Consider the following 25,216-nt stretch of genomic DNA (forward strand, 5'->3'; position numbering starts at 1 on the left):
CGACCGACCCAAGCGCTGGCAACGTCCGAGTCCGGTGAGCCCATCTCGCAGGGCGTCCGCAAGGGCCGCGTCGGCTCAAGCTCGGCCCACCGGCCCCGCCTCTACCTCGAACTCTGTGGCACGGAACTCGCCACGACCGATTCCGCTTCCTCGATCAGGCGAAGAAGGCTCTCGTCGTCCCCATCCTGATGATTGCGCGCCGCGCGCCGCGCACGATCGAGCGCATCCACGGCCTCCGTACCGAGACCGAGCCGTGCCGCGGACATTGCCAGGAAGAGCTCGATTCGAGGACACGGTTCAGACGCTGACGCTCTCAAGGCGAGGAGACCCTCCATCGCTTCGTCGAAAGCGCCACAGCGATAGTCTGCAGCCGGCCATGCCCACCGATCTGCAGGGTCCAAGAAGGCATCCCGCGCCTTGAGCGTCGCCATCGCGCGTCGCGCCACGTCGTAGTCCTCGGGCGAGCCGTTCGGATTCGACAGTCGCTCCCCCGCGACCCAGCTGAGCCCGACGCTCGAGAGGCCGCCGACGCTCGAGGCGATCCGCAACGCTTCCTCGCGCACCTCGACCGCGAGCGCACTATCATTTTCGATCGCCGTGATGACGTCCGGTTGAAAGAAGAGTTCTTCGCTGAGGGCCTGCACAAGACAGGCGGCTTCGCGAACGATCTCGTTCAATCGAGTCGAAACCTCGTCCGAGGCGGCGTCCGAGACCTCTCTGGGCAAGTCAACAGTCTTGAGGAGCGCGAGAATCTCTCGCCACGCGGATCCGTTGGCACGTCGCGCCAGGATCCACTCGACCGCGATCGCTCTCGACTCCTCGAAATCCTTGCGCTCGGAGTACCGCCCGCCATACCACTGCGAATCCAAGATCCTCAGCTCGCCCGTCTCCGACTGAATCGCCAACCGCGATCCGTCAGGACTGAACTGAATCGAACGGGGCCCTTGAAATCCCCACCATTCGAAAGCCTTCACCTGGAACGACTGGACGACCTGCGACGTTCGGAGGTCGATCATCTTGACGACGCTGTACTCCGGCTCCGTCACGACTCGCTTGCCGTCGGCGGTCAAGGCCAGCACAGGCCATTGCTCATGCTCCGGAACACGTGCAGGCACGATCGTCCTCGATTCGAGATCTACCAAGGCTGCCTCACCCAACTCGTGTTCAAAGACGAGCAGCCATCGACCCGAGGCATCGAAAATCGCACCGTCGGAACGAGCCAGCGGACTCGGTTGCGAGAAACCGATCAAACGGACTCCCGCGCCCACATCCCAGACCTCGACGCCTCTCGAGGAATGAACTACCGCCAGCGATCGACGGCCATCTACGTGCGCCGCCAAGACTGACCCGTCCCAAGGCGGCCCCTCGGACCCTTCCAGTCGCTCTCCAATCTCAGCGGCTCGCCCGTACAGCGGGTCGATCAAGGCAGGCCCCGACCGCTCAGACCATTCGATTCCTACGAGCGCCCCCACTCCCTCTGCACAGTAAGTTCCGATATCGCATTCGAAATCATACTGAAGCCGCCTCAGCATCTGCTTCGAACTCAGGTCCCAGACCTCGCCGACCCCATGGGACGGCCTCAGTGTCGCTAGCCTGGACGATCCTCCATCAAATGCCACGGGATACATCTCTTCGACCATGCTCCCATCGCCTTGGATCGGGGGGTCGTCGATCCAATTCAGAACCGCCACTGGTGCTCCGTCGCCTAGATCGAAGACAAGAGTTCTTCCGTAAGCCCCATTGACGGCCGAAAATCTTCCATCCGGACTCAGAACGAGCGCTGCCTCCGACATCCATGTAATTCCATGCTGGGTACCATCCACCTCGAACCGGAGGCGGCAGTTCCCATCGACCAAGCGCCAGACCTCGCCCATCAGATTACCTTCGCCTCCAGAATCCGATATTGCGACGATTTCTCGACCATCCGGCGTGAAGGCAAACGCCTTAACAGGACGCTCATAGCCACCGATCGTGGACAGTCGGGCATCACATACGTCCCACTCGACCATCAGGCCAGAAAGCCCCGACCCTACGAGCTCAGTCCCTCCAGGACTGAATGAGAGATCATTAAGAGGCCCCTCCAATCGACGCAGTTGCGTGTCTGTGTCGACCTCGACGATCACCACCCCCTGAGATTCGTCCGAAACGGCGACAAGGCGCCCATTGCAGGAGACAGCCTCTAGAGCGACGGGTTTCTCGACAGCGAACAGCCGTCGAGCCGCCGCTTCGCTCGTTAGATCTCTGACGAATAGCTCCTGATTTCCAGCGAGCGTGACGGCAAGCTCGGCATCATCGCTCAGCAGCGAGTCTATCGCGGATCGCTCGCCCTCGACGAGGTCGACCTCCCGCCAGACTTGTGCCCCACTGGACAGGACCTGAGCCGATCGCCCGCCGGCAAGGACGACAATACGCGAGTTGTCCCCTGCGAACTGCACTCGATCGATGTTCCACGCCTCAGCCTCACCCACTGCGATCGGACTCGAGAAATCCAGATCCTGCGCCCGGAACCTCACGCAATAGCCCCCCTCACGGAGCTCGGGTTTCCCCTCGATCACCGCAGTCGGCGAGAAACTGTCGGCGCGCTCGAGGTAGCCACAGCCGGCGACTCTCTCGCTTCCGGCGTCCAGCCCTAGTGCTCCAAGGCTCTGGCCGGTGATCGCGTCCCAACGCCTGACTCCGTGGCTGTCCCAGACCAGCAACTCACGACCATCCGGTCGAAACGAACATCGGGTCGGTCCCTGCCTCTCCTTACGATCCGTCGCGCTCGTCTCCGGCTCCGACGCCGGCCCGATCGCTAGATCCAACCACAAGGGACCGCGGTCATCGCGAACTGACCAAACCAAGACCCGGCCGTCCTTGGCGGCGACGGCGAGCGTCGACGAGTCCGAGCTAAAGGCGAACTCTCCGTCTGACAGCACCGGCACCTCGAAGTTCGCGAGCAGATTGCCGCTGTCCACATCCCAACATTGGATCCCGTCGTCGGTCCGACTTGCGATCAAGCTGCCATCTGGGCTGTACTCGATCTGCCGCGCCGGCCGGGCGCCCCCGAAGGAACGGCGATAGTCCTCGATGGCCGCGTCGAGGAAGTCCCACTCCCACCCCCGTAGCTCCTGCGGTGCGGCGTCCAGCAGGCGACGGACCTCCTGTGATCCGAAACCTCGCTCGAGCGCTAGCCCGGCAGAGTTGACGAGCGCCACGTACTGCTGCTCGCGCAGTCGGCTCTGGCGCTCCGCGGCGAGCTCGACCAGGGCGTCCGCGCGGTGCTTCTGCAGGGTCGTCAGCGTGAGGCCGACGGCCACGGCGACCAGACTCAGTCCGATCGCGGCCGCCAGGGTGCGGTTGCGCAAGAGCCACTTGCGCGACTCGGCCCAGGTGCCGCTCTCGAAGGCGGCGACGACGCGGCGCTCGAGGAACGCGCGCAGGTCCTCGGCGAGGGCCTGGATCGTGGGATAGCGCTCGGCGGCGTCGCGGGCCATCGCCTTCTCGCAGATGGCGACCAGCTCGAGGGGCGCGCGCGGCGCGACCTCGGCGAGGGCGCGCGGCGGGCCCTCGAGGACCCGCATCAGGACCGTGTAGGGCGAGACGCGGGCGCCGGCGGGGACGAAGGGCACCTGGCCGGCGATGAGCTCGTAGAGCATCGCGCCGACGCCGTAGACGTCGGAGCGCGGGCCGATGGCCTCGCGCTCGCCGCGGGCCTGCTCGGGGGACATGTAGGCGGGCGTGCCGATCACGTCGCCGTCCATGGTCAGGAGCGGGGAGTCAAGGGGGGTGTCAAGCTCGGGCCGGCGCAGGGAGTCGACGGCACTGGCATGTGGACGTCCGGTTGCGTTCGGACGCACGTCACGCACGTCGGGCTCCCCGAGCACCCGCGCCAGGCCCCAGTCCATGACGTAGACCTCGCCGTGGCGGCCGACCATTACGTTGGCGGGCTTCAGGTCGCGGTGGATCACGCCCTTCTCGTGGGCGAAGGCGAGGCTCTCGCAGACACGCAGGAGCACGCCGAGGGCGCGGGGCTGGCTCCAGCCGTGGGCGCCGGACCGGACGTGTTCGAAGACGGTCGCGAGGTCCTCGCCCTTGACCAGCTTCATGGTGAAGAACGCGCGGCCGCTCTCGTCGGCGCCGAGTTCGTGGACCGGGACGATGCCCGGGTGGTTGAGCTGACTGGCGATGCGCGCTTCGTCGACGAAACGAGTGAGGGTCCGACCGTCGACCCTCGGTGTATCGCCCTCGGGGCTCTCCTCGCCGCGTCCGAGGACGACCTTCATGGCGAGCGGACGATTGAGCTTCGTGTCCCAGACCTTCAGCACGACGCCTCCCCCACCGCGGCCGATCACGGCGCGGAAGCGGTAGCGGCCCGAGTTGGGCGCGTGGATGCCGAGGCGGTCGAGAAGCTCGTCCGACGGGGGCTGACCGCTGTCTCGATCGTCGTCGCCCGCACCCGAGAGCGGCGACAAGACGATCCCCGCGCCATCTCGCACGAGGCCGGGGACCGCGCGGCCGAGCAGCGGAGCGAACAGCTTCCAGTCGGCGTGGTACCGCGTGAGGTCGTCCGCGAGCGCCGGATGCTCGGCGAGGACTTCCTCGAAAGCCGGGGCTTCCCCCGCCTCGGCGGCCACCGCCCATGACGCAAAGATCAACTCGGCGTCGTCGGGCTCGTCTATGTCATCCGTCGGCATGGGCTCGATCTTTCACGTCAGGCGTCTCGCTCTCTCGGTTGCAATCGGGGGCGCAACGCCCGTCGGAGTCGAATCCAGGCGCGCTGGTGGAGTTGACGTGCAGCGCCCTGCTCCCGACCGAGCTCGGCCGCGATCCGATCCCAGTCCTCACCGACGTAGTCACGCAGGACGACGACGCGGCGTTGGTCCTCCGGGAGTCGGGTAACCTCGTCGTCGAGCAGCTCGCGGACCTCGGCCAACATCGCCTGCTCGTCCGGACGCTCGTCACCGGCGCCGAGCCGCCCGCACGCACTCTCGGCGAGCGGGACCTCGCGCCTGACATCTCGCTTGCGAGTCGTGCGCGCGGCATAGGCATCGCGGATCTGATTGGTCGCGATCATCGCGAGCCAGTTGAGGATCCCCGCGTGGTTGCGCGGATACAGGTCCGCAATGCGGGGCAGCGCCGCGCGGAACGTGCTCTGGACAATGTCCATCGAATCGTGGTCGCGGCGCAGGAAGCTCTCCCCGAGTTGGATCCGCACGATCCGGCGCAGGCGATCCTGGTAACGCGCGACCAGGTCCTCGAGCGCATTGCGGTCACCTGCCCGTGCCAGCGCGAGCAGCTCGAGCGATGCTTTGGGTGTAGGCAGGTCACCCGGGGAGAGCGAGCGTGCCAGGAGATCGTCGGGGTCGGTCATTCGGTCGAAGCGCTATTCTGCTCCGCTCTCGCGGATCTTGGGAGTGGGGTGATCGAGGCTTCGGCCCTGCGCCCACCAACGACCTCGAGACAGCGCTAGGGGTGCCTGGCCACTCGAAGGCCGTAGGGGCGGATGACCGGGTCGCTGTAGCGGCGCTGGCGCGCGGAGGCGCGAGCCTCGGACATCGGTCGGCTGTACGCTCCGCCGCGCAGGACGTGCCCATTGCTGGGATTGGACGAGCCCGCCGGGTCGACGCCGAGGTCGGGAGCGGCCGCGATCCGCTCGTATTCGGCGGGGTCGTAGTGGTCAGAGCACCACTCCTTGACGTTGCCGAGCATGTCGTGGAAGCCGAGCGCGTTCGCCTTCCTCGTCCCGACGACGCGCGCTCTGTCGCCCGCGTTGTCGCGGTACCAGGCCACGCTCGACAGGCTCTTGCCGTAGACCGGCCCGTCCGTGCCAGCCCGACACGCGTACTCCCATTCGGCCTCGGTCGGGAGTCGGAGTGGGCTCGACTCGGTGTCGTCGGCCTGGTTCGCCCTTCGCAGGTAGGCCACAACGTCGTCGAAGCCGAGCCCTTCCTTGGGTAGCCCCGGGCGATTGGAGAGCTCAGCACCGTCGACCAGATGGTCCCACTCGTGCTTCTGTACCTCATATCGACCCAAGTAGAAGGGCGCGGTGATGGTGACGGTGTGCCGCGGTTTCTCCTCCATGCCGGCGAGGTCGTCGCCCCTGCTCGCGCCGCGTTCGTAGGTGCCGGGCGGCACGAGGAGCAGCTCCACTCCGGTCGTCCGATCGCGCACTCGCCAGGCGAGCCCCGTTTCGGTGATTCGCCGGCGGAGGTCAGCATCCTTCACGACCGCTCTCGATGGCTTCGCGTCGAGGAGCTCGGCCCAGATCGGGACGGTCGGTCCCTCGGGCATCGCGAGCGAGGTGGCGGAAGGGAGGCAGTGGGCCAAGAGCACCAGGGCCGTTTCGAGCAGCATGGAGAGTCCTCCTGAGGATCATCGGAATCGCAACAGCCAGCGGGTCCGGCCATTCGGTCCATCGACGGCTGTCTCCTTTGGGTGTCACGCGGAATTCTTGGGAATCCGGCATGAAGCCCTGGCGAGCCACCGGTCAGCCTGACCCCTCTGACCGCGGCTTCATGTGGTCGGCTGGGGCCCAGGGAGAACACCTGGCGCTGCACCAACTTCGGGGGCGCCATCCTCACCCTCTGGCTCGGCACCCTACGAGGGGCCCCCGCCCGAAGCCTTCCTGTGGCCGGACAAGCGCGGCCTGATCGCCGACGCCTTGGCCGTCATGACCTTCCAGGCCGAGGCCGCCGCCGACGGCAGCGTCGGGTACTACTGAGCCCCACCGCCCACCGAACCGATCGGAGCAACCGAGGCGGTTGAAACGACCACCGTCCCGTCCGCATCCCAACACCGACGCGAACGCAAGACGCCCCGCGCCCGGACCGATCGTCCGAGCGCGGGGCGTCCTGCTTCTGGCCGTTCCCGGGCGGCAGCCGTCGGTCCGCACCAAGGACAGCCAACACTCCAACGGCGCCAGCCGTTGGGCCAAAGGCAGGTTCTAGCTGCCCTTCGGGCAGCTAGAACTCCTCGTCGAACCCGACATCCCCGCTGACCGCCACCTGGTAGGCGGAGACCCGGCGCTCGAAGAAGTTCGACAGCTCCTGCACGTCCTGCAGGTCCATGAACGCGAAGGGGTTCTTGGCCTCGAAGCGCTTGGCCATGCCCAGGTTGCCCAGGCGCTGGTCGGCGATGAACTCGAGGTACTGGCGCATGTCGCGCATCGACAGGCCCGACACGCCCTGGTTGAGCAGGTCCTCGGCGAAGGCGGTCTCGCACTCGACCGCTTCCTCGAGCATCTGGACCACGCTGTTGCGGAGCTCGTCGTCGAAGAGCTCGGGCTCTTCCTTGCGGACCGTCTCGACCACTTCCAGGGCGTAGGCCATGTGGCAGGACTCGTCGCGGAAGACCCAGTTGGTCCCGGCGGCGAGCCCGTTGAGCAGGCCCCTGGAGCGCATGAAGTAGACGTAGGCGAAGGCTGCGAAGAAGAACAGGCCCTCGATGCAGGTCGCGAAGCAGATCAGGTTCAGCAGGAACTTCCTGCGGTCCTCCGGGGTGCGACAGGCCTCCATGGACTGGACCGTGTCCATCCACTTGAAGCAGAACTCGGCCTTCTTCTTGATCGACGGGATGTTGGTCACCGCCTGGAAGGCCTCTTCGCGCTCCTTGAGGTCCGGGATGTAGGTGTCCAGCAGGGTCAGGTAGAACTGGACGTGCAGGGCCTCCTCGTAGAGCTGCCGCGACAGGTACATCCGCGCTTCGGGGGCGTTGATGTGCTTGTAGAGGTTGAGCACGAGGTTGTTGGCCACGATCGAATCACCGGTCGCGAAGAACGCGACCAGGCGGTTGATCATGTGCCGCTCGGCCGGCATCAGCCGGTGCTGCAGGTCGACCAAGTCGGTCGAGAAGTCGACCTCCTCCACCGTCCAGGTGTTCTTGATGGCGTTGCGGTACATCTCGTAGAAGACCGGGTAGCGCATCGGACGGAGGGTCAGGTCCATTCCGGGGTCGAGCAGCATCGTCTCTTGTTCCTTGGATCCGCTGAGTAGCAGGTCGGGCTCGGTGGCGGTTCGGGCCAGTTGTCGTGGGTACTGGCGGCAGTTGGGTACTGGCGGTAGCGCAGCCCGGTTGTAGTCCGGGCCAGCGGTGATTCAAGTCGAGCTGTGGGTCGGCGTTGGTGCCGCCTGGCGGCGCGCTCGCCGATCGGCGCCAGGCACCGATCGGCTCGTCAGCGCACGATCACCGCGCGAGTGATTCGCACACCGCTCGTCCTGCCCTGTCGCCTCGCAGCGACTACTGGCAGGCTTCGCAGCTCTCGGGGTTCTCGAGTGAGCAGACCACCGCGTCGTTGTCGCTGTAGTCCTTCACGTCGCTGTCGGCTTCTCCCGGCTGGGCACTGACCGAGCTGTCGGTCTGGCGAATGCGCGTGGCCGGGCGCGAGCGCAGGTAGTAGGTCGTCTTCAGACCCTGCTTCCAGGCGTAGAGATACATGGAGCTCAGCTTTCCGATGGTCGGCGTCTCCATGAAGAGGTTGAGCGACTGGCTCTGATCGATGAAGGCCCCGCGCTCGGCGGCCATGTCGATCAAGGAGCGCTGCGGCACCTCCCAGGCCGTGCGGAAGACCGCACGCAGCTCCGCCGGCAGTTCCTCGAGGCTCTGGATCGAGCCCTCGGCGTTCTTGATGCGCTGACGCATCTCCGGCGTCCACTTGCCCAGCTTCTTCAGCTCGAGCACGAGGTAGTTGTTGATCTGCAGGAAGTCGCCCGAGAGCGTCTCGCGCTTGAACAGGTTCGAGATCTGGGGCTCGATGCACTCGTAGCAGCCGGCGATCGAGGCGATCGTGGCCGTGGGAGCGATGGCCAACATCAGCGAGTTCCGCAGGCCGTGGGTCTTGATCCGCTCACGCAGGGCATCCCAGCGCGCGGGGTCCTCGACCTCGACGCCGTCCCACAGCTCCCACTGGAACTTGCCCACCGCGGCGCGGGTCTCGTCGAAGGCGGGGTGCGCCCCGAGCTCCTCGGCCAGCTCGCAGGACATGTCCAGCGCGGCGAAGTAGATCTCCTCCTGGACACGGCGCGAGAGGGCCCGCGCGCGCTCCGAGTCGAAGGGCAGCCCGAGCTTGAAGAAGACGTCCTGCAGCCCCATCAGCCCCAGGCCCACCGGGCGCCAGCGCTGGTTCGAAGACTTGGCCTCGGCCGTCGGGTAGTAGTTGATGTCGATCACGCGGTCGAGGTACCGCATGGCGATGCGCGCCACCTGGCGCAGTCGCACGTAGTCGATCTCGCCACCGACCACGAAGCGCCCGATGTTGATCGAGCCCAGGTTGCAGACCGCCGTCTCGCCCTGGCTGGTGACCTCGATGATCTCCGTGCAGAGGTTCGACAGGTGCACCACGCTGGGCTTGCCGTCGGTGCGCTCGGCGCCGGTCTGGTTGCACTTGCGGTTCGAGGCGTCCTTGAAGGTCATCCAGCCGTTACCGGTCTGGGCCAAGGTCCGCATCATGCGGCCGTAGAGTTCGCGCGCGGGCACCTTGCGGCTCGCGAGCCCCTCGGCCTCGGCCTGCTCGTAGGCGCGCTCGAACTCCTCGCCGTAGATGTCCGTGAAGTGAGGCACGACCTTGGGGTCGAACAGCGACCAGTCCTCGCCCGCCTCGACCCGCTTCATGAACAGGTCGGGCACCCAGTTGGCCAGGTTCAGGTTGTGGGTCCGACGCGCGTCGTCACCGGTGTTGTCGCGCAGCTCGAGGAAGTCCTCGATGTCCGCGTGCCACGACTCGAGGTAGACGCAGGCCGCGCCCTTGCGCCGACCGCCCTGGTTGACGGCCGCGACCGAGGAGTCGAGCGTCTTGAGCCACGGCACGATCCCGTTGGAGTGGCCGTTGGTGCCGCGGATCAACGAGCCCTTCGAGCGGATGCGGTGGTAGGCCAGGCCGATGCCACCGGCGAACTTCGAGAGCTGGGCGACGTCGTTGTAGCGACGGTAGATCGCCGTCAGGTCGTCCTCGGGCGAGTCGAGCAGGTAGCACGAGCTGAGCTGCGTGCGCTGGCTGCCGGAGTTGAACAGGGTCGGCGAGCTGGGCAGGTAGACCAGCGAGCTGATCAGGTGGTAGAACTCGATCGCCTCGGCCGGATCCTGGGCCAGGCCGCAGGCCACCCGCATGAAGAAGTACTGCGGCGTCTCGAGCACGTCGCGACTGTGCGGGTCCTTGAGCAGGTAGCGGTCGTAGACCGTACGCAGCCCGAAGTACTCGAACAGGGCCACGCGCGAGGGGTCGATCGCGTCGTTGAGCTTGCGCTGGTTCTCCTGCACGAACTCGGCCACTCGCTCGGAGATCAGACCGGCCTCCACGCCGGCCTTGATCGACTGCGAGAAGCTCATGATGTCCTGGTTGGCGACCTCCTTGTCGATGTAGGTCCCGAGCAGGCGCGCCGCGAGCTTGGAGTACTGCGGTTCCTCGGCGATCAACGAGGCCGCGGTCTGGATCGACAGACGGTCGAGCTCGGAGGTCGTCGCGCCGTCGTACAGACCGCTGATCGTGCGGGTCGCGACCCGCAGGGGATCGACTGCGTCGAGGCCGGCTCCGCAGCGCTGGACAGCGCGCACGATCTTGTTGACGTCGACGGGTTCGGAGCCCCCGTTGCGTTTGCGCACCCGCATGCCCACGGCCTCCGGGGTAGTGACTCCCGCGGAGCCCTCACCGCTACCCATCGAGCCCGTGCCGGGATCGGGGGTCGGGAGGGCGTACTGAATGGCTTGCTCGGGGTCGGCGAGGCTAGGTTCGTAGGCGCGATCCATGGCAGTCGGAAGCGTCGGTCCAGACGGGCGGGGGGTGGGGCTCAGCCGAGGACGGCTGCGCGGAGGACAACTTCGTCCGCCGACCGCGGTGGGCGGTCGAGCGGATGGCGCTCGAAGCGAGTTCGAGCGTGGCCCGCGATCGCGTCCGGCCGGGCCGGCGCGCGTCGCAGTCGAGTTCAGGTCGCGGCGCCGGCGAGCGGCGAAGCGTTGGATGGGTGGCGAGTCCCGGCGGGTATCCGCTAGGGCTCGTTCCGGAGCGCGGCGACCGCGCCCGGTGACGAATCAAAGTTGTTGACGATTCCCGGCCGAGCCCTCTGGCCCCGCCCGGTCGGGCCATCCAGCCCAGCCGGAATGACCCGGCCGATGCGGAGGGCCAATGGGTCGGAGGACAGCCGGACTGGAAGACCTCCACGCCCGCTCGCCGCCAGTGCGCCAGCGCGGCTCGCCGCCAGTGCGCCAGCGCGGCTCGCCGCCAGTGCGCCAGCGCGGCTCGCCGCCAGTGCGACTGGCCGCCAGTGGGAAGGTCTCGTCGGATCGAGCAGTTCGAGAGCGAGCCGCGCGGGCCCCGGCAGTGGGGCGGCGTGGACAGTTGTTCTGGGCCGGGCGCCGAGAATCTCGGGCGCCGGTGGAGCGGGTCAGCGACCCGAAGCGGAGCAGAGGGCACCGGAGACGAGCAGAGCGGAGCAGAGGGCACCGCGGCCATTCGCCCGCCCGTCGACCGCCCGCCCGTCGACCGCCCGCCCGTCGACCGCCCGTCCGTCGACCGATCGGACCGACTTGACCGCGCTGCCCCGAGGAGCCACGCCCGGCGTCGGCCACCGAATCCCTTCGAACCGTCTCCCGGCGCCCTGGCCGGAGGGGAGGTTCAGAGGGGCGGTTCAAGGGTTCAGCGAGTCCTGCGCGGGGCGATTCGGAGGCTGGCGGCGGTGTCCGGCCGGGATCGTCGGATGGGTCGGCCGCACGCCCGTCGGATCCCCTCGATCGAGCCGAGGGGGTGCCGGTGAGCGAACGACCAGGACCCCCAAGATATGGGGGTGCCGAGCAGGGTCAACGCAAAAGGATGGGGTTTCCCGACCGTGAGGACGTCCATCCAGGTGCCGCGCAACAGCCCTCCAGAAGGGGGTCAGGAAGCTGCGCTCCAACGGGGTCGAGACACCCCTCGGGGGCCCGACCGACGCCGAGAGTCCTCGCCGCGCTCGCGCTCGGCCGGATTCGCCCGCGCGAGGTCAGATTCGCGGGGACCGGGGCAACCGAGAGCCGCCCGCCTGGGAGCGCCGGACCAGCTGTCGGGCCACCGGCGGAGCGGCGCCCATGGCCGCGTCCACGGCCTGTCGCAGGCGCGGCCTCGTCGCCAGGCCGAAGTCGGTCGTCAGCCCCGACGGGCCCTCGCGGAAGACCTCGAGCAGGCCGCCGAGATCCTCGATGTTCCCGACGTCGTAGCGCTGCCCCCAACTCCGCAGGGCCGCCGACACTGCAAGCCGATCGCCCCCACCCCGCGCCAGCAGGAATCGCCCAACCCCCTGGGAGGTCAGACTCTCGACCAGCGCCCGGGCGGCGAGGGGGTCGATCGCCAGCACAGGCCCGAGAAAGTCGAGGGGGCACTCGAGCAAGGCGCCGGGGCAGGCGTCCGCGAGCTCCTGGAAGCCGATCGAGGCGCCGCTGAGGGGTTCTGCAGCCAGGCGCAGGTCCTGATTCGAGAAGCCCGACTGGACCAGGATCCGCAGCACCCGGGCGCGCAGCCGGGGGTCCGAATCGAGCCGCAGCCGCGCGCCCTTGTTGCACTGGGCCAGGACGCCGAGGACCTCGTCCAACGAGGGTTGGAAGCCGTCCTCACCGGCCAGCACCACGTCTCCCTGACCGCCGCGACGAATGGGGATCTCGGCCCATCGCACGGTCGAGCCGAGGAAGGCGTCGAGATCCTCACGGGTCCCCACGCCGCGCCAGGTGACCTCGGGGGGCGCGGGGCGTGGCTCTGAGCCCTCCGCAGCTTCGGCGCCGGCGGGGTGCACCACCCCTGCCCGCACCGTGGCGGTGGGGTTCGCCACGGCCAGGTCGGGGGCCGCCACCACGGCGACCTCCGCGCTTCGATCGCCAGCGAGCGTCTCGGAGCGATCGACGGCATCGCTGCGAGCGTCCACCACCACCGCCGGGCGCCAGCCGGCGCCGCGCCAGTGGTTCAGGTCCAGATCGCCAAATCCGAACAGGTCGCCGGGGATGCGGACCTGGTGCGGGGCCGAAAGGGCCCGCAGCCGTCCTAGGGCCTCGTCGCGGCCCCCTTCGCATCGATCGACACTGATCGCCGCGCCACTTCCTGGCTGGTTCTGGAACCAGCGCCAGGTCTCGATCAGCTCCGCCCCACCCTGTGCCGGGTCGGCGGGGAGTTGATCGAGTCGCAGGACGACGAGGAGGCGATCGGCTCGCGCGCTGCGGCGCAGTCGATCGTGGATGGCGGTGGTGACGTCTGCCCAGGTCTGCATGGATGCCGGTCGCGCGGGTCGGGAAGACCTCGCGGCACATTCTTCTACGACGCCCGATACCATCGGCAACGGCCTGACGACGGCTTTGTCACTTCTTCGTGTGCGCTGTCTCCGAATCGATCCGCCAGGACCAGGCGGCCGCGGGGACGGCGACGGCCTGGTCGCAGGGGCCGCGAGGACCGATAGTGCCGGCATGTCGATCGAAGACCTGCGCCGCGAATACGCCCGACACGAGCTGAACGAGGGGGCCGCGGACCCCGATCCCCTCGAGCTGTTCGCCCGCTGGTTCCGGGAGGCGCTCGCGTCCGAGGTCTCCGAACCCAACGCGATGACCCTCGCCACCGTCGACGCGGACGGGGCGCCGAGGGCCCGCATCGTGCTCTTGAAGGGTGCCGAGGCCGACGGATTCCGCTTCTTCACCAACTACGAGAGCGCCAAGGGTCGCGAGCTCGCCGCCGACGACCGCGCCTGCCTGGTGTTCCTGTGGCACGAGCTGGAGCGGCAGGTGCGCGTCGAGGGCAGGGCCGAGCGGCTCCCCGCCGAGGAGTCCGACCGGTACTTCGCGGCCCGACCCCGCGACAGCCAACTCGGCGCTTGGGCCTCCCCCCAGAGCACCGAACTGGTGGGCCGCGCGGCCCTGGAAGCGCACCTGGCCGCGACCATGGACCGTTTCGGACTCGAGGGTCCGGTTCCTCGTCCGCCCCACTGGGGCGGCTACCTGCTGCGCCCGACCGCGATCGAGTTCTGGCAGGGGCGGCCCGCGCGGCTCCACGATCGGCTGCGCTACCGGCGCTCCGCCGGCGGTTGGGAACGTCAGCGCCTGGCGCCCTGAGCGAGCAAGGTCGACGCTCGGGGCACCCTGACGCAGGTCGGACAGGCCCTGCGACAAGGGGGAGCTACCCCACTCCCCCTCTTTGGACGATACTTGTATCCCCGCGTCGTCCCCCCGTCCGACGCGCCTAGGCTGTCCAGCGACCGCTCAACGACGCCGACTCCGACTCCGGCCCCGTCGGACGTCACGCGCGCCGAGCGTGGGATGACCCCAGCCGGACTTGCAGACACGAGTAGAAGAGTCGGGAGTTCGTCGGTACGCCATGCGCCCGGCCAAGCCACAAGCACAAGAGCGTCCCCTCCATGACCGCGCAGCCCGTGTATCGCCCCTTGCATTCCCCTGATTCCAGATCGCTCGCCCGCGGGTGGGCCCGGGCCCTCCCTGAGCGCGCCCTGCCTGTGTTGGCCTGCGCGGCCCTCGCCGCGGCGCTCGCGACCCCCGCCGTGGCCCAGGTCCAGTACGAGTTGGCTGGTGGCTCGATCGCGTCGGTCACGGTCGGCGGCCAGAAGTTGACGCCCGACGAGCTCAGCACGGGTACGTCGACCGGAGCCGTGCAACTGCTCGAATCCGGCGGCAAGCCGATCACCGCTGCCGACAACCTCGACCTCTACAGCTACTTCGCGCGCACGACCGTCTCGCCCGACCTGTGGGCGATCGACCTCGACCCGACCTGGCGGGACACCTCGGGCAGCGCTGAGGACTTCTTCGTCTTCGAGGTGGGCGGCAACGACCCCCTGCGGGTGTCCGCGCGACTGGTGGACGGCTCACTCGGGCAGGAAGTCACCTTCAGTGCTTGGAACGACCTGTCGTTGATCGCGTTGAACGGCCCGAACAGCGGTCAGCACGTCCACGCCCTGTCCTTCTCCGGCTCCGACCTCCTGGACCCCTCCGGTCTGCCCCTCGGCCCCGGTGATGAGCTGAGCGGCATCGAGATCCGCTCGGCCACGGTCGACGGCGCCGCCTTCGTCCATCGCGCCGTCCCGGCCGCGCCCCTCTATCGCCCGACCATCGTCGCCACCCACAGCGCGGTGCCGTTCCTCGACCTGGGTCAGACCCAGGTCACCCTCACGGCCACCCTGCCGGTGGGCGCGCCTCCGCAGGCCTTCGAGTGGTCGATCGGCGAGGCGACCTTCGTCGGCGGCTCGGGCGCCGGCGACCCCCAGATCACGCTCACGACCCAGGCCTTCGATCCGCTCGAGATCGACCTGAAGACCTACCCCCTCGGGCACCCGGAGGACTTCCAGAAGGCCAGCTACTCCCTCGGGCTGAAGCTGCCCGGTGGCGCGGAGCTGCACGGCTCGGCGAAGAAGTGGCAGAAGCTCGAACTGTGGTTCGACGGCCCCCTGCACGCGCAGGAAGACAGCGCCCCGAACCCCTTCTTGGACCTGCGACTGGACGTGCTCTTCCTGCGTCCGGACGGCACGCCCCTGCTGGTGCCGGGCTTCTTCGCCGGCGACGGGCGCGGCTCGGGCACCGGCCGTGTCTGGAAGGTGCGTCTGGTTCCCGATGCGATCGGGAACTGGACCTACCTGACGTCCTTCCGCTCGGGCCCGAACGTGGCGGTGGCGACCAACCCCCTGGTGGGCGTGGGCGTCGCGTTCGACGGCACCCTCGGCGCCCTCGCGATCGAGAAACGGGACACAGACGCGCCCGGCTTCCTGGCCGAGGGCCGACTCGTCTACGCGGACGGGCCCTACCGGCGGCAGGTGGACGGCGGATACTGGCTCAAGGGCGGCACCAACAGTCCGGAGAACCTGTTCGCCTTCCGCGGCTTCGAGGGCACCGAGGACCAGAACGGCGTCGACGGGCTGCACGAGTTCGGTCCCCACGAGGCCGATTGGACCGCGGCCGACGCCGACATCCCCGGGGGCACCTTCGCCGGCGACCGGGCCCTGCTCGGCGCGCTCAACTACCTGGAGAGCCAGGGTGTCAACGGGCTCTACTTCCTGCCCTTCAACCTGGGGGGCGACGGGTCGGACACGGCTCCCTTCCTGGGCTTCGCCAACACCGGCTACGACAAGACGCACTACGCGATCCGCCGCCTGCACCAATGGGAGGCGATCCTGTGGGAGGCCACCAAGCGCGGGATGCACCTGCAGATCGTGCTCGCGGAGACCGAGCCGGCCAACGAGAACTGGCTCGACGGCGGACAGTTCGGCAACGAGCGCAAGCTGTTCTTCCGCGAGCTCGTGGCGCGCTTCGGCCATCACCTGGCGCTGAAGTGGAACCTGTCGGAGGAGAACGACTTCTCCAACGCACAGCTCACGGCCATGGCCGGCTACCTGCGCGGCATCGACCCCTACGACAGCCCGATCTCCTTCCACGTCAAGCCCAACGAAGTGGCTGTCTACCAGGCCTTCTACGGCAGCCCCCTGTTCGAGGCGGCCTCGGTGCAGTTCTCGCCCGACCTGGCCGGCAGCTTGACCGAGGAGGTCCGCGCCAAGTCGATCGCCGCCGGCCGCCCGTGGGTGGTCGACATGGACGAGACGACTCCGGCCGAGATCGGGTTGTCCGACGCCAACGCGCCGGATCTGCGCAAGCGGGTGCTTTGGGACGTGTACCTGTCCGGTGGCCAGGTGGAGTGGTACGCCGGCCAAAGCCCGCTCCCCGTCGGCGGCGACACGACCCTCGAGGACTTCCGCACGCGCGAGGAGATGTGGACCTACACGCGCCACGCGCGCACCTTCCTCGAGGCGCTGCCCTTCTGGCTGATGGAGCCCTCCGACGGGCTGCTCGCCGGCGAGAGTCCGGCCTTCGGCGGCGGCGAGGTGCTGGCCCTGGCGGGCGAGGCCTACGCGGTGTACCTGCCCGATGCCAGCCAAGCGGCCAGCCTCGATCTCTCCGGGGTCAGCGGCCCCTTCGACCTGCGCTGGTTCGACCCGCGCAGCGGTAACTACGGCCCCACCACGAAGGTCACAGGCGGCGGTCTGCTCGCGCTCGGTACCCCGCCCGCCCAGCCGGGCGAAGACTGGGCCGTCGTCGTGCGGCGCCCCTCGCTGTGGACCACGACCAAGTCGGTCTCTTCGGCCACCGGCGGGACGGTCGTGCTCGAGCTCGACGGTACCCCCGCGATGGCAGGCTGGTCGTACGTGGTGCTGGGCTCGATCTCGGGCACGGCTCCGGGGCTGACCCTGGGCTCAGGGCTCGTGTTGCCGCTCGTCTACGACCTCTACAGCCAGCTGATCCTCTCCGGTGGCGCACCCATCAGTGGCGGCGCGGGGCTCCTCGACGAGGCCGGTCGCGCGACCGCGACCGTCGACTTCCCGGCCGCTCCCGCCGTCGTCGGATTGCGGGTCTACCACGCCTGGATCGGCGCGCCGAACCTGGCCGACATACCGAGCGTGGCGACGATGGTCCTCTACGCCCCGTGATCGAAGTTCTGGGTCCGGCCTTCGGCTGGACCCGGACACGAGTCCGGGGCGCCGCGGACTCGGACGCCCCGGCCAAGCGCGCCCACACGGGCCCGGTGGCGGTTAGGCTCGGAACCCATGTACTCCGAGTCCCGGTGCCGCGCCCCCCAGGATGGACCGCGCCAGCCCCTGCATCCCTCGGCCGCGCTGTCCACGGCCTTGGCCCGAGGGGTGCTCGCCAGCTTCGCGTTCGTTGCCGTGTTGGTCGCGCCTGGGCTCGCCCGTGCCCAGTCCTCGTCCCCTGCGGCCGGCGAGCTGCCCGTGGTCGTCGTCGAACGCGATGACACGGTCGTCGACTCGAGCTGTCGGCTGGTCTTCCCCACCGAGGCGATCGCGGACGTGGCCGGAGACGGCGTGGTCCAGATCCGCGGGGACGGCCTGCGGGTGGTCTGCGAGGGCGGCCCCCTGCGCGGCTCGCCGGGCGAGATCGATCCCGACCGGTACCGAGGAGTCGGTATCGACGTGCGCGGGACCGGGGTGACGGTGACGGGCGCCAGCGTGCAGGGCTTCAAGATCGGCCTGCGGGCCAGCAGCGCCAACGGGCTGCGCGTGATCGACTGCGCCTTCGACGACCTCTTCCGCCAGCGGCTCGACTCCACCTGGAGCGCGGAGGACCCGGCCGGCTGGCTCGCCCCCCACGGCAACGACGACGGTCAGTGGAAGGACCGCTACGGCGCGGCGATCGCCGTCGAGCGCTCGAACCGCATCCGGCTCGAGCGGGTGCGCGTGCGCCGGGGGCAGAACGGGATCCTGCTCGACCGCGTGACCGACGCCACCGTGACCCGCTGCGACGCCTCGTTCCTGTCGGGTTGGGGGCTGGCCCTGTGGCGCTCGAGCGACAACGTCGTGCGTGGCAATCGCTTCGACTACTGCGTGCGCGGCTACAGCCACGGTCGCTACAACCGCGGCCAGGACTCCGCCGGGGTGCTGCTGTTCGAGCAGTCCAGCCGCAACCTGTTCGAGCGCAACTCGATCACCCACGGCGGCGACGGCGTGTTCGGATTCGCCGGCAACGAGGCCCTGGGGCAGCCGACGCCCAAGCTCGGCTTCGACCACCGTCGCGCGGGCTGCAACGACAACGTCTTCCGCCTGAACGACCTGTCCTTCGCGGCGGCCCACGGCCTGGAGCTGACTTTCAGCTTCGGCAACCTGATCGAACAGAACCTGTTCGAGTCCAACGCGATCTGCGGGGTCTGGTACGGCTACGGTCGGGACACCTCGTTCATCGCGAACACCTTCATTCGCAACGGCGACGCCGGCTACGGAGCCGAACGCGGCGCGATCAACGCCGAGCACGGCCAGGGCCTCGTCGTCCTCGGCAACGAGTTCCACGGGGACGCCGTGGGTGTGCGCCTGTGGTCGGACAACGACGCCGGCTTGGTGGATTCGCCCTGGGCGCGCATCAACGGAATCGGCGCCCGGGCCAACGCGATCCTGGCCAACGCTTTCGACGGAGTGGACCCGATCGTCGAACTCGTCGCGGCCCACCAGACCACGGTCTCACCGGCGGATCCGGAATCGATCGCGGCCGACGACGTCTCGCGCCAGAGCCTCACCGTCGAGGGCGCGGACGCGGGTATGGACGCCACGTCCGGCGCGCCGGGCCTGGGGTCGCCCGACCGCGGCAGGCTCGAGGACTCCCTGTCCAGGGCCTTCCACGGCCTCGGTCCGGCCGATCGACTGCCCCTGGAACGCGAACGCAGGCGCCTGCCCGACGCGGGTCGCGCCTCCATCGTCATCGGGGAGTGGGGTCCCTACGACTGGTCCGAACCCATGCTCCAGGCCCTGGAGCGTTCCGGCGACCGCCACCGCTACCGCCTGCTCGGCCCCTCGCAGTTCACTTCGATCACCGTGATCGAGGGTCGCAACGACATCGACGTGGTGGTCGATCGCGCCCTGCCGGAGTTCCCCGTCGGCCCCGACGGCCTCGCGCGCGCCGTCGTGACGATCAAGCCCAAGCGCCGAGGCGGCGTCACCCCCTACCGCCTGATCGTCCGCGCCCGCGGCACCAACCTTCCGGTCGAGGGCGTACTGATCGACACCGAGTGGGACGTCACCTGGTTCAGCTCAACGGTCGATCCGCGCGAGGACGCCGAGGCCTGGCGGGCGGCAGCCGAGGGCGCGCCGAGCTACCGGGTGCGGGGCCTCGACCTCTCCTACTCGAGCGGCGGCCCCGCCAGCGTCGCCCACCCCAGCGGTCTGGGCGGTGCGGCCGCCGACGCCCTGGCGAGCCTCGGCGACGATGGCTTCGGGACCTTGGCCAGCACCTCGCTCGAGCTCACTGCCGGCGATTGGCTCCTGTCGACCCTGTCGGATGACGGCGTGCGCGTGCGCGTCGACGGCGAGCTCTTGATCGACAACTGGACCTGGCACGGGCCGACGCGCGATGAAGCCGTGCTACACCTGGACGGCGCGCGTTCCGTCACGATCGAGGTCGAACACTTCGAGCTCGACGGCTACGCCGTGCTCGAATTCGGCCTGCGCCCCCTCACCAACGGCGGTGAGTTCGTCGAAGCCTCACTGCCGGTGGCCCCGACCGGCAGCGAGTGAGCCCGCGCGAACGGGCCCCGAATCGGCTCGATCAGAAGGCATACCCCAGGTAGAGCACGAAGCGGTTGCTGTCGATGTCGGTGTCGATCCCCCCGAGGGTCACGTCCGTGCCGCGCAGGATGCGGAAGTCGGCGCCGATCTCGAAGTGCTCGGTGACCGGGAAGTTGACGCCGACGTGGGCGTAGAAGCCGACCGTAGTGTCGTCGTCGCTGACGGTCGAGCCCAGGAAGTCGCCGGTGACCTCCACCGACGCCAGGGCCACTCCGCCGCCCACGTAGGGTCGCAACTGGAATCCGCCGGGATCGCCGATGGGCAGGCCCAGGCGTAGGCCGGCGGTGAGATCGGTGAACAGCGCGTCCACGTCCACGCCGACGACGTCGGTCGAGTCGTAGGCCAGGCCCACCGCCGTCTCGAGCGCGACGACCCCCTCGTCATCGAGGGCGATCCAGCCCTGCATCCCGAACACGCCCGGGTTGTCGATCCCGTCCCAGGCCGCAGTGTCGTCCAACTTCTGACGGCCGAGGATCACTCCGATGCCGCCAAGAACGCCGCCACCCTGCGCGACGGGTTTCGCCGCGAGGTAGGGAACCGCGGAGAGCGGCAACGGGTAGTTCGAAACAGCACTGGGGGACGCCGCAGCAGCTTCGACCGCAACGGAAGGCTCTGCACCGGACGCCGCCGCAATCGGCATCCCGACGATCGCCGGCGCGTGAACGGCGGTCGACATGGAACCGGTGGCGCAGGACGATGCCGTCAAGATCAGCGCGAAGGCCGCTCCGACGACGAAGACGGACGGGCACGAACGGGACTCGGTGCGGCTCGGGATAGTTGTTTGCACGTCAATCGGTCGCGTCATGGGTTGGCGGGGTCGGGGAAGGTCTGGGCGAGATCATGGATCCCTGCGGTCAACGCGCTCGCAGGTTGGCGGCGCGACGTGTCGGTGCTGCGAGCCTTTCGATGCCTGATGAGGTCGCGCCGCGCGGGCCTCTTCGAGGCCGCGCCCGGAACTTCACTCGTTCAGCGGCCAGGGCGAGGGGATCGACCGCACCGGACCCCGCTCGCCGTAGGCCTGCTGGGGCGAAGACGTGCCCACCTCGGCCGACGCCCCGTAGCGCGCCGCGACCGGATCCACGGGGTAGAAGTAGGCCTGGTCCGGTCGCCGCGCGCCGATCATCAGCACGGCGCAGGGGCCCCGATCGCCACCGACCAGCACGTGGTTGGTGCCCGGCGGACAGTGGAAGTAGTCCCATTGGCCGAGGCGCCGCTCCTCGCCGTTGACGATCAACCGCGCCTCCCCGTGCAGCACCAGGAAGCCCTCTTGGAGCGACTCGCGGTGGTACAGGCAAGCAGCCTGGCCCGGAGCGAGGACGTGGACGTTGACGCCCACGTCGCCGAAGCGCTCGGCGCCTTCGAAGGCCGCCCAACGCCCGAAGCGCTCCGACTCCTTCCAGGTGGTCTGCCGCAGGTTCACGATGAACCAGCCATCGCCCTCGGGCTTCAGGCCGTCGTCGACCGCGATCAGCTTCGCTTCATCCGTCATGGCTCGCTCCGTCTCTCATCGCTCGGGTGATGGGTTCGTTCCGTCGACGCTCGGTTCGGTGGCGGGGGACGGCTGCTCGAAGACCGGCCCGGCGACCACGAAGGCGCGTCCGGACTGCAAGCCGACCACCGCGCTCCAGGCCGAGGTCAGAAGGAAGTCGACGCCGCCATCGCCGTCCACGTCGCCCAGGCCCGTCGCGTCGAAGCCGAGGGTATCGCCCGGACTGGCGCTGGTGTAGGTCGCGAGCAACGAGCCGTCGGCGCCGGAGTAGAGGTAGCACTTGCCGGCCGAGGCCCCGCCCTCGCCGTTCTGCCAGGCGCCCACGATCAGGTCCCCCGCGCCGTCGCCATTCACGTCGCCCGCGTCCGAGACCGAGGTGCCGAAGCCCTCGCCGGGAACCGGTCCGAACAGCTCGAGGAGCAGCTTGCCGCTGGCGCCGGAGTGCACGACCACGCGTCCATTGCGCGTATCGCTGAAGTCCGAGCCGTAGACGTCCCCCACCCCGTCGCCATCCAGATCGCCCGGAAAGGACACGAAGTACTGGCCCATCGAGCGCCCCGTGGAGCTGGCCGGCATGGTGAAGCGGTGCTCCAGCTTCGCGCCTTCGATGGCGTAGACCTCGACGGTTCCCAAACGTCCCATGCCGGCGCCCGGCGCACCGACGGCGACCAGGGCGTCCGCGTTCATGCTTGCCGCCAGGGCCGTGCCGAAGGCGTCACCGGCCTGTTGCCCTTCGAGGGCCGAGAGCACGTCACCCGATGCCCCCGAGTGCAGGCTGACCCGACCGCTGCCGGCCCCAGCCGCACCCGCGAAACCGGGCGAGCCCACCGCGAGGTCACCCTTGCCATCCCTGTCCACGTCGCCGACCCCGCAGACCATCAGGCCGAATTGCTCGGCCTTCTGGGTTCCGGTCAGGGCCAGGAGCTCACTCCCGTCCGCACCCGACAGCACCAGGGCCTGGCCCGTAGCGGGACTGCCCGGATAGCCCGGCGCACCGACGATCACGTCGCTCACGCCGTCACCATTCACATCGCCAGCGGGCGCGACCGAGGCGCCCAGGCGCTGTCCGGTGGTCCCGTCGCGCCGCCACAGCAGCTCGCCCGAATGGCCGGAGAAGACGTCGAGGCGACCGGCCTGGGGACCGTCGTTCTGACGCGAAGGCGCGGTCAGCGCGAAGTCCGCCACGTCGTCGCCGTCGAGATCGCCCATGTTGCGCCCGACCCAGCCGTACTCCTCGCCCGCGGAGGTGCCCTCGATCGTGTGGATCACCCGCACCTCTTCGACCCAAGCATCCGCGCCCCGCGGCAGGTCCGGCAGCAGCGCGGCGAAGCGCGGATCGCTGCGTAGGCTCTGCAGATCCGGGTCGGTGAGCAGGTTGCCACGGTCGAGAGTTCCCGCGCCGCGCGCGCGCTCGAGCCATTCGAAGGCCTCGTCGGTGCGACCCAAGAGCGCGCAGGCGCAGCCGGCGTTGTAGGACGCGGCGGCCGCTTGGGCGGGGAATTCAGCGGCGCGGGTGTGCAGGGTCAGCGCCTCCTCGAGGCGACCTTGGCTGTGCACGGCGAATCCGAGCAGGAACCAGGCGGGCCCCGAGTCCGGGTGGGCCACGGTCGCGGGTCGCAGGATCGCCTCCGCGCCGGCCGCATCGCCGCCGCCGAGCAAGCGTTGGGCCCGGGCCAAGTCGGTGTTCAGGCCAGCCCCCGCTTGAGGGGCAGCGATCGGAGAGGCTTCGCTCTGGAGCGCACCCCCCTGCGCTGCGGAGCCGCCCTGGGGACGGGCTGCGGCCGACTCCGGACCAGGGGCGGCGACAAGCACGAGGACAGCGAAGGCGGCGGCGGGCGAGTGGGCACGGGCCATGGCGGATTCTCCCTGGGAAGGCGCGGACGACCGGGACGCACGGGGGGTCTGGATGCGTACCCGCAATGGAGCCGGGGGCTCCGGCCGCACTACGATCGTCGGCGGGTGAGGTTTCCTCCCCACTGCGTTTCACGCGGCCGCCGAGCGAACTCGGAGTTCGCGCCGCAGCACTGCGCCGATCGCCCTGTCAGCGGTGATGCGCCGTGTGGCGACTGCGACCCCTGAACCGACCTCCCCCATGCTCGACCTCCTGCTGTTGGCCCTGGCCATCATCCCCAACCAGGACGAGGCTCCCGCCCCCGTCCCGGCGACCGCCGGCGTCAAGGCCGAACGCCTCCCGCCCACGCCCTGGCCGGTGCTGGCCTTCGAGGCCGACCAGACCGACTGGGACGGCCTGATCGATCGCATCGGCCAGGGAGCCCTCGATGACCTCGATGTACCCGGCTTGACGATCGCGGTCAGCCTCGGCGACGACGTCGTCTTCGAGCGCGGCTACGGCTTCGCGAACCTCGAGCACGAAGTCCCGGCGGGCCCCGAGACGATCTACCGCATCGGTTCGGTCACCAAGCAGTTCACCGCGGCCGCGATCATGGGTCTCGTGGAGGAGGGCGAGCTCGCCCTCGAGGACGACGCGCGCGACCACCTGCCCTGGTTCGACACCGACGGCAGGCGGGTCAGCGTGCGCCAACTGTTGACCCACACGTCGGGCGTGCCCAGCTACACCGACCTGGGCCTCGAGTGGATGGCCAAGCTGCACCAGGACGTCACTCCCGAGGAGATCTTCGGCTGGGTCTCGGAGGTCCCCTTCGACTTCGAGCCGGGCACCGATTGGCACTACAGCAACACGGGCTACATCCTGCTCGGCGCCCTGATCAAGGAAGTCGGGCGTCGCTCGCCGCGCACGCAATTGCGGCGCACGGTCACCAAGGGCCTGGGCCTCGCTTCGATCGACTACGACAACTACCGCGAGGTCATCCCCCACCGCGCCGCAGGCTACGACCCGGGCCTGCGCGGGCCGATCAACGCCCAGTTCATCTCGATGACCCAGCCCGGCGCTGCCGGGGCGATCATCGCGACCGCCGGGGACCTGCTGCGCTGGCAGCGGGCCCTGGTCAGCGGCCAGGTGATCTCGCAGCACAGCTACGCGCAGATGACCGCCCCCGCGTTCCTGCCCGACGGGCGCAGCACCGGCTACGGCTTCGGCCTCTCGGTCGGGCGACTCAACGGCCTGCGCCGCATCAGCCACGGGGGCGGGATCATGGGCTTCAGCTCGGCCCTGGCCTGGTATCCCGAGGTCGAGCTGGGCGTGTGCGTGCTCACCAACCGCTCCGGCGTCGATGCCACCGGCATCGAGCGCTCGGTCACGCGCAACGTGCTCGGCATGTTGCGCCCCCTCGACATCGACCTGCCCGTGGACGCCGATCAACGGGCCGCGCTGGTGGGCCGCTACGCGTTCCTGTCCTTCGAGCTGGAGGTCAGCGAGGTCGACGGCGAGCTGCTGCGTACCGTCGTCGGGTCCGACACGGTCCCCCGCCGCCTCGTCCACCGCGGCGACCTGGCCTTCGGGCTGGATGAGGACCCGGACCTGTTGATCCGCTTCCAGGCCGGCCCCGACGGGCGGATCGCGACCGCCGTCGTCGAGGAGGACGGCAACGAGCTCGTCGGGGTCCGGCGCTAGTGTCCTCGGCTCGCGGCCAGCTCCAGGGCGACTCCGGAATCTGGCCCGCGATCCAGGATCTGGATCGCCGAGCGCCCGCCCCCGTTCTCGGGGCCCCCCAGGGCGATGGAACGACCTTTGCCCCGGCCCGCGCGGAACCAACCCGTCCCAAGCCCT

The 25,216-nt window shown here is 69.1% G+C and carries 14 protein-coding genes; 5 read left to right on the forward strand and 9 right to left on the reverse strand.

What is annotated here, in order from left to right; translation table 11 throughout:
- Window positions 1-101 precede the first annotated feature (101 nt).
- Window positions 102-4,478 carry a WD40 repeat domain-containing serine/threonine protein kinase gene (locus Pla133_RS18440; protein ID WP_419192454.1) on the reverse strand — a complete coding sequence of 1,459 codons (4,377 nt, stop codon included), beginning with the start codon at window positions 4,476-4,478 and terminating at the stop codon, window positions 102-104.
- Between Pla133_RS18440 and Pla133_RS26515 the strand changes: the two genes are divergently transcribed.
- A complete protein-coding gene (locus Pla133_RS26515) occupies window positions 4,368-4,625 on the forward strand; it encodes a hypothetical protein (RefSeq protein ID WP_419192482.1) in 258 nt (85 codons plus the stop codon). The two genes, Pla133_RS18440 and Pla133_RS26515, sit on opposite strands and share 111 nt — an antisense overlap.
- A gap of 68 nt (window positions 4,626-4,693) precedes the next feature.
- On the opposite strand, the gene Pla133_RS18445 is transcribed toward Pla133_RS26515, so the two are convergent.
- From Pla133_RS18445 to Pla133_RS18465, 5 genes are all read right to left on the reverse strand, one after another.
- Window positions 4,694-5,353 carry an RNA polymerase sigma factor gene (locus Pla133_RS18445; RefSeq protein WP_145067944.1) on the reverse strand — a complete coding sequence of 220 codons (660 nt, stop codon included), beginning with the start codon at window positions 5,351-5,353 and terminating at the stop codon, window positions 4,694-4,696.
- A gap of 95 nt (window positions 5,354-5,448) precedes the next feature.
- Entirely contained in the window at window positions 5,449-6,336 is an 888-nt protein-coding gene (locus Pla133_RS18450) for a formylglycine-generating enzyme family protein (RefSeq protein WP_419191711.1), read from the reverse strand.
- 608 nt (window positions 6,337-6,944) lie between these two features.
- On the reverse strand, window positions 6,945-7,943 hold the full coding sequence (locus tag Pla133_RS18455) for a ribonucleotide-diphosphate reductase subunit beta (RefSeq protein ID WP_145067946.1): 999 nt from the start codon (window positions 7,941-7,943) through the stop codon (window positions 6,945-6,947).
- A 274-nt stretch (window positions 7,944-8,217) separates the two neighbouring features.
- A complete protein-coding gene (locus Pla133_RS18460; RefSeq protein WP_419192455.1) occupies window positions 8,218-10,632 on the reverse strand; it encodes a ribonucleoside-diphosphate reductase subunit alpha in 2,415 nt (804 codons plus the stop codon).
- A gap of 1,313 nt (window positions 10,633-11,945) precedes the next feature.
- Complete coding sequence (locus Pla133_RS18465) at window positions 11,946-13,196, reverse strand: hypothetical protein (protein ID WP_145067948.1); 1,251 nt, start codon at window positions 13,194-13,196, stop codon at window positions 11,946-11,948.
- A gap of 193 nt (window positions 13,197-13,389) precedes the next feature.
- Between Pla133_RS18465 and pdxH the strand changes: the two genes are divergently transcribed.
- The 3 genes from pdxH to Pla133_RS18480 all read left to right on the forward strand — a co-directional run bounded on the left by pdxH (window position 13,390) and on the right by Pla133_RS18480 (window position 19,988).
- Complete coding sequence (pdxH, locus tag Pla133_RS18470) at window positions 13,390-14,028, forward strand: pyridoxamine 5'-phosphate oxidase (protein ID WP_145067950.1); 639 nt, start codon at window positions 13,390-13,392, stop codon at window positions 14,026-14,028.
- Between the two features lie 302 nt (window positions 14,029-14,330).
- Window positions 14,331-17,399 carry a DUF5060 domain-containing protein gene (locus tag Pla133_RS18475; protein WP_145067952.1) on the forward strand — a complete coding sequence of 1,023 codons (3,069 nt, stop codon included), beginning with the start codon at window positions 14,331-14,333 and terminating at the stop codon, window positions 17,397-17,399.
- A gap of 117 nt (window positions 17,400-17,516) precedes the next feature.
- Window positions 17,517-19,988: a right-handed parallel beta-helix repeat-containing protein gene (locus Pla133_RS18480; RefSeq protein ID WP_145067954.1), complete on the forward strand. Its 2,472-nt coding sequence runs from the start codon at window positions 17,517-17,519 to the stop codon at window positions 19,986-19,988.
- Between the two features lie 31 nt (window positions 19,989-20,019).
- Here the strand turns inward: Pla133_RS18480 and Pla133_RS18485 are convergent, their stop codons facing one another.
- The 3 genes from Pla133_RS18485 to Pla133_RS18495 all read right to left on the reverse strand — a co-directional run bounded on the left by Pla133_RS18485 (window position 20,020) and on the right by Pla133_RS18495 (window position 23,382).
- Window positions 20,020-20,844 (reverse strand): outer membrane protein, encoded by an 825-nt coding sequence (locus tag Pla133_RS18485; RefSeq protein ID WP_145067956.1) that lies wholly within the window; start codon window positions 20,842-20,844, stop codon window positions 20,020-20,022.
- Window positions 20,845-20,997: 153 nt separating this feature from the next.
- A complete protein-coding gene (locus Pla133_RS18490) occupies window positions 20,998-21,528 on the reverse strand; it encodes a cupin domain-containing protein (RefSeq protein ID WP_145067958.1) in 531 nt (176 codons plus the stop codon).
- A gap of 15 nt (window positions 21,529-21,543) precedes the next feature.
- Window positions 21,544-23,382 carry a TPR end-of-group domain-containing protein gene (locus Pla133_RS18495; protein WP_145067960.1) on the reverse strand — a complete coding sequence of 613 codons (1,839 nt, stop codon included), beginning with the start codon at window positions 23,380-23,382 and terminating at the stop codon, window positions 21,544-21,546.
- Between the two features lie 238 nt (window positions 23,383-23,620).
- Between Pla133_RS18495 and Pla133_RS18500 the strand changes: the two genes are divergently transcribed.
- The gene (locus tag Pla133_RS18500; protein ID WP_145067962.1) at window positions 23,621-25,060 is read left to right on the forward strand and encodes a serine hydrolase domain-containing protein; all 1,440 of its coding nucleotides are present in this window, start codon (window positions 23,621-23,623) and stop codon (window positions 25,058-25,060) included.
- Window positions 25,061-25,216: the final 156 nt, after the last annotated feature.

Source organism: Engelhardtia mirabilis, from assembly GCF_007748095.1.
Taxonomy (GTDB): domain Bacteria; phylum Planctomycetota; class UBA1135; order UBA1135.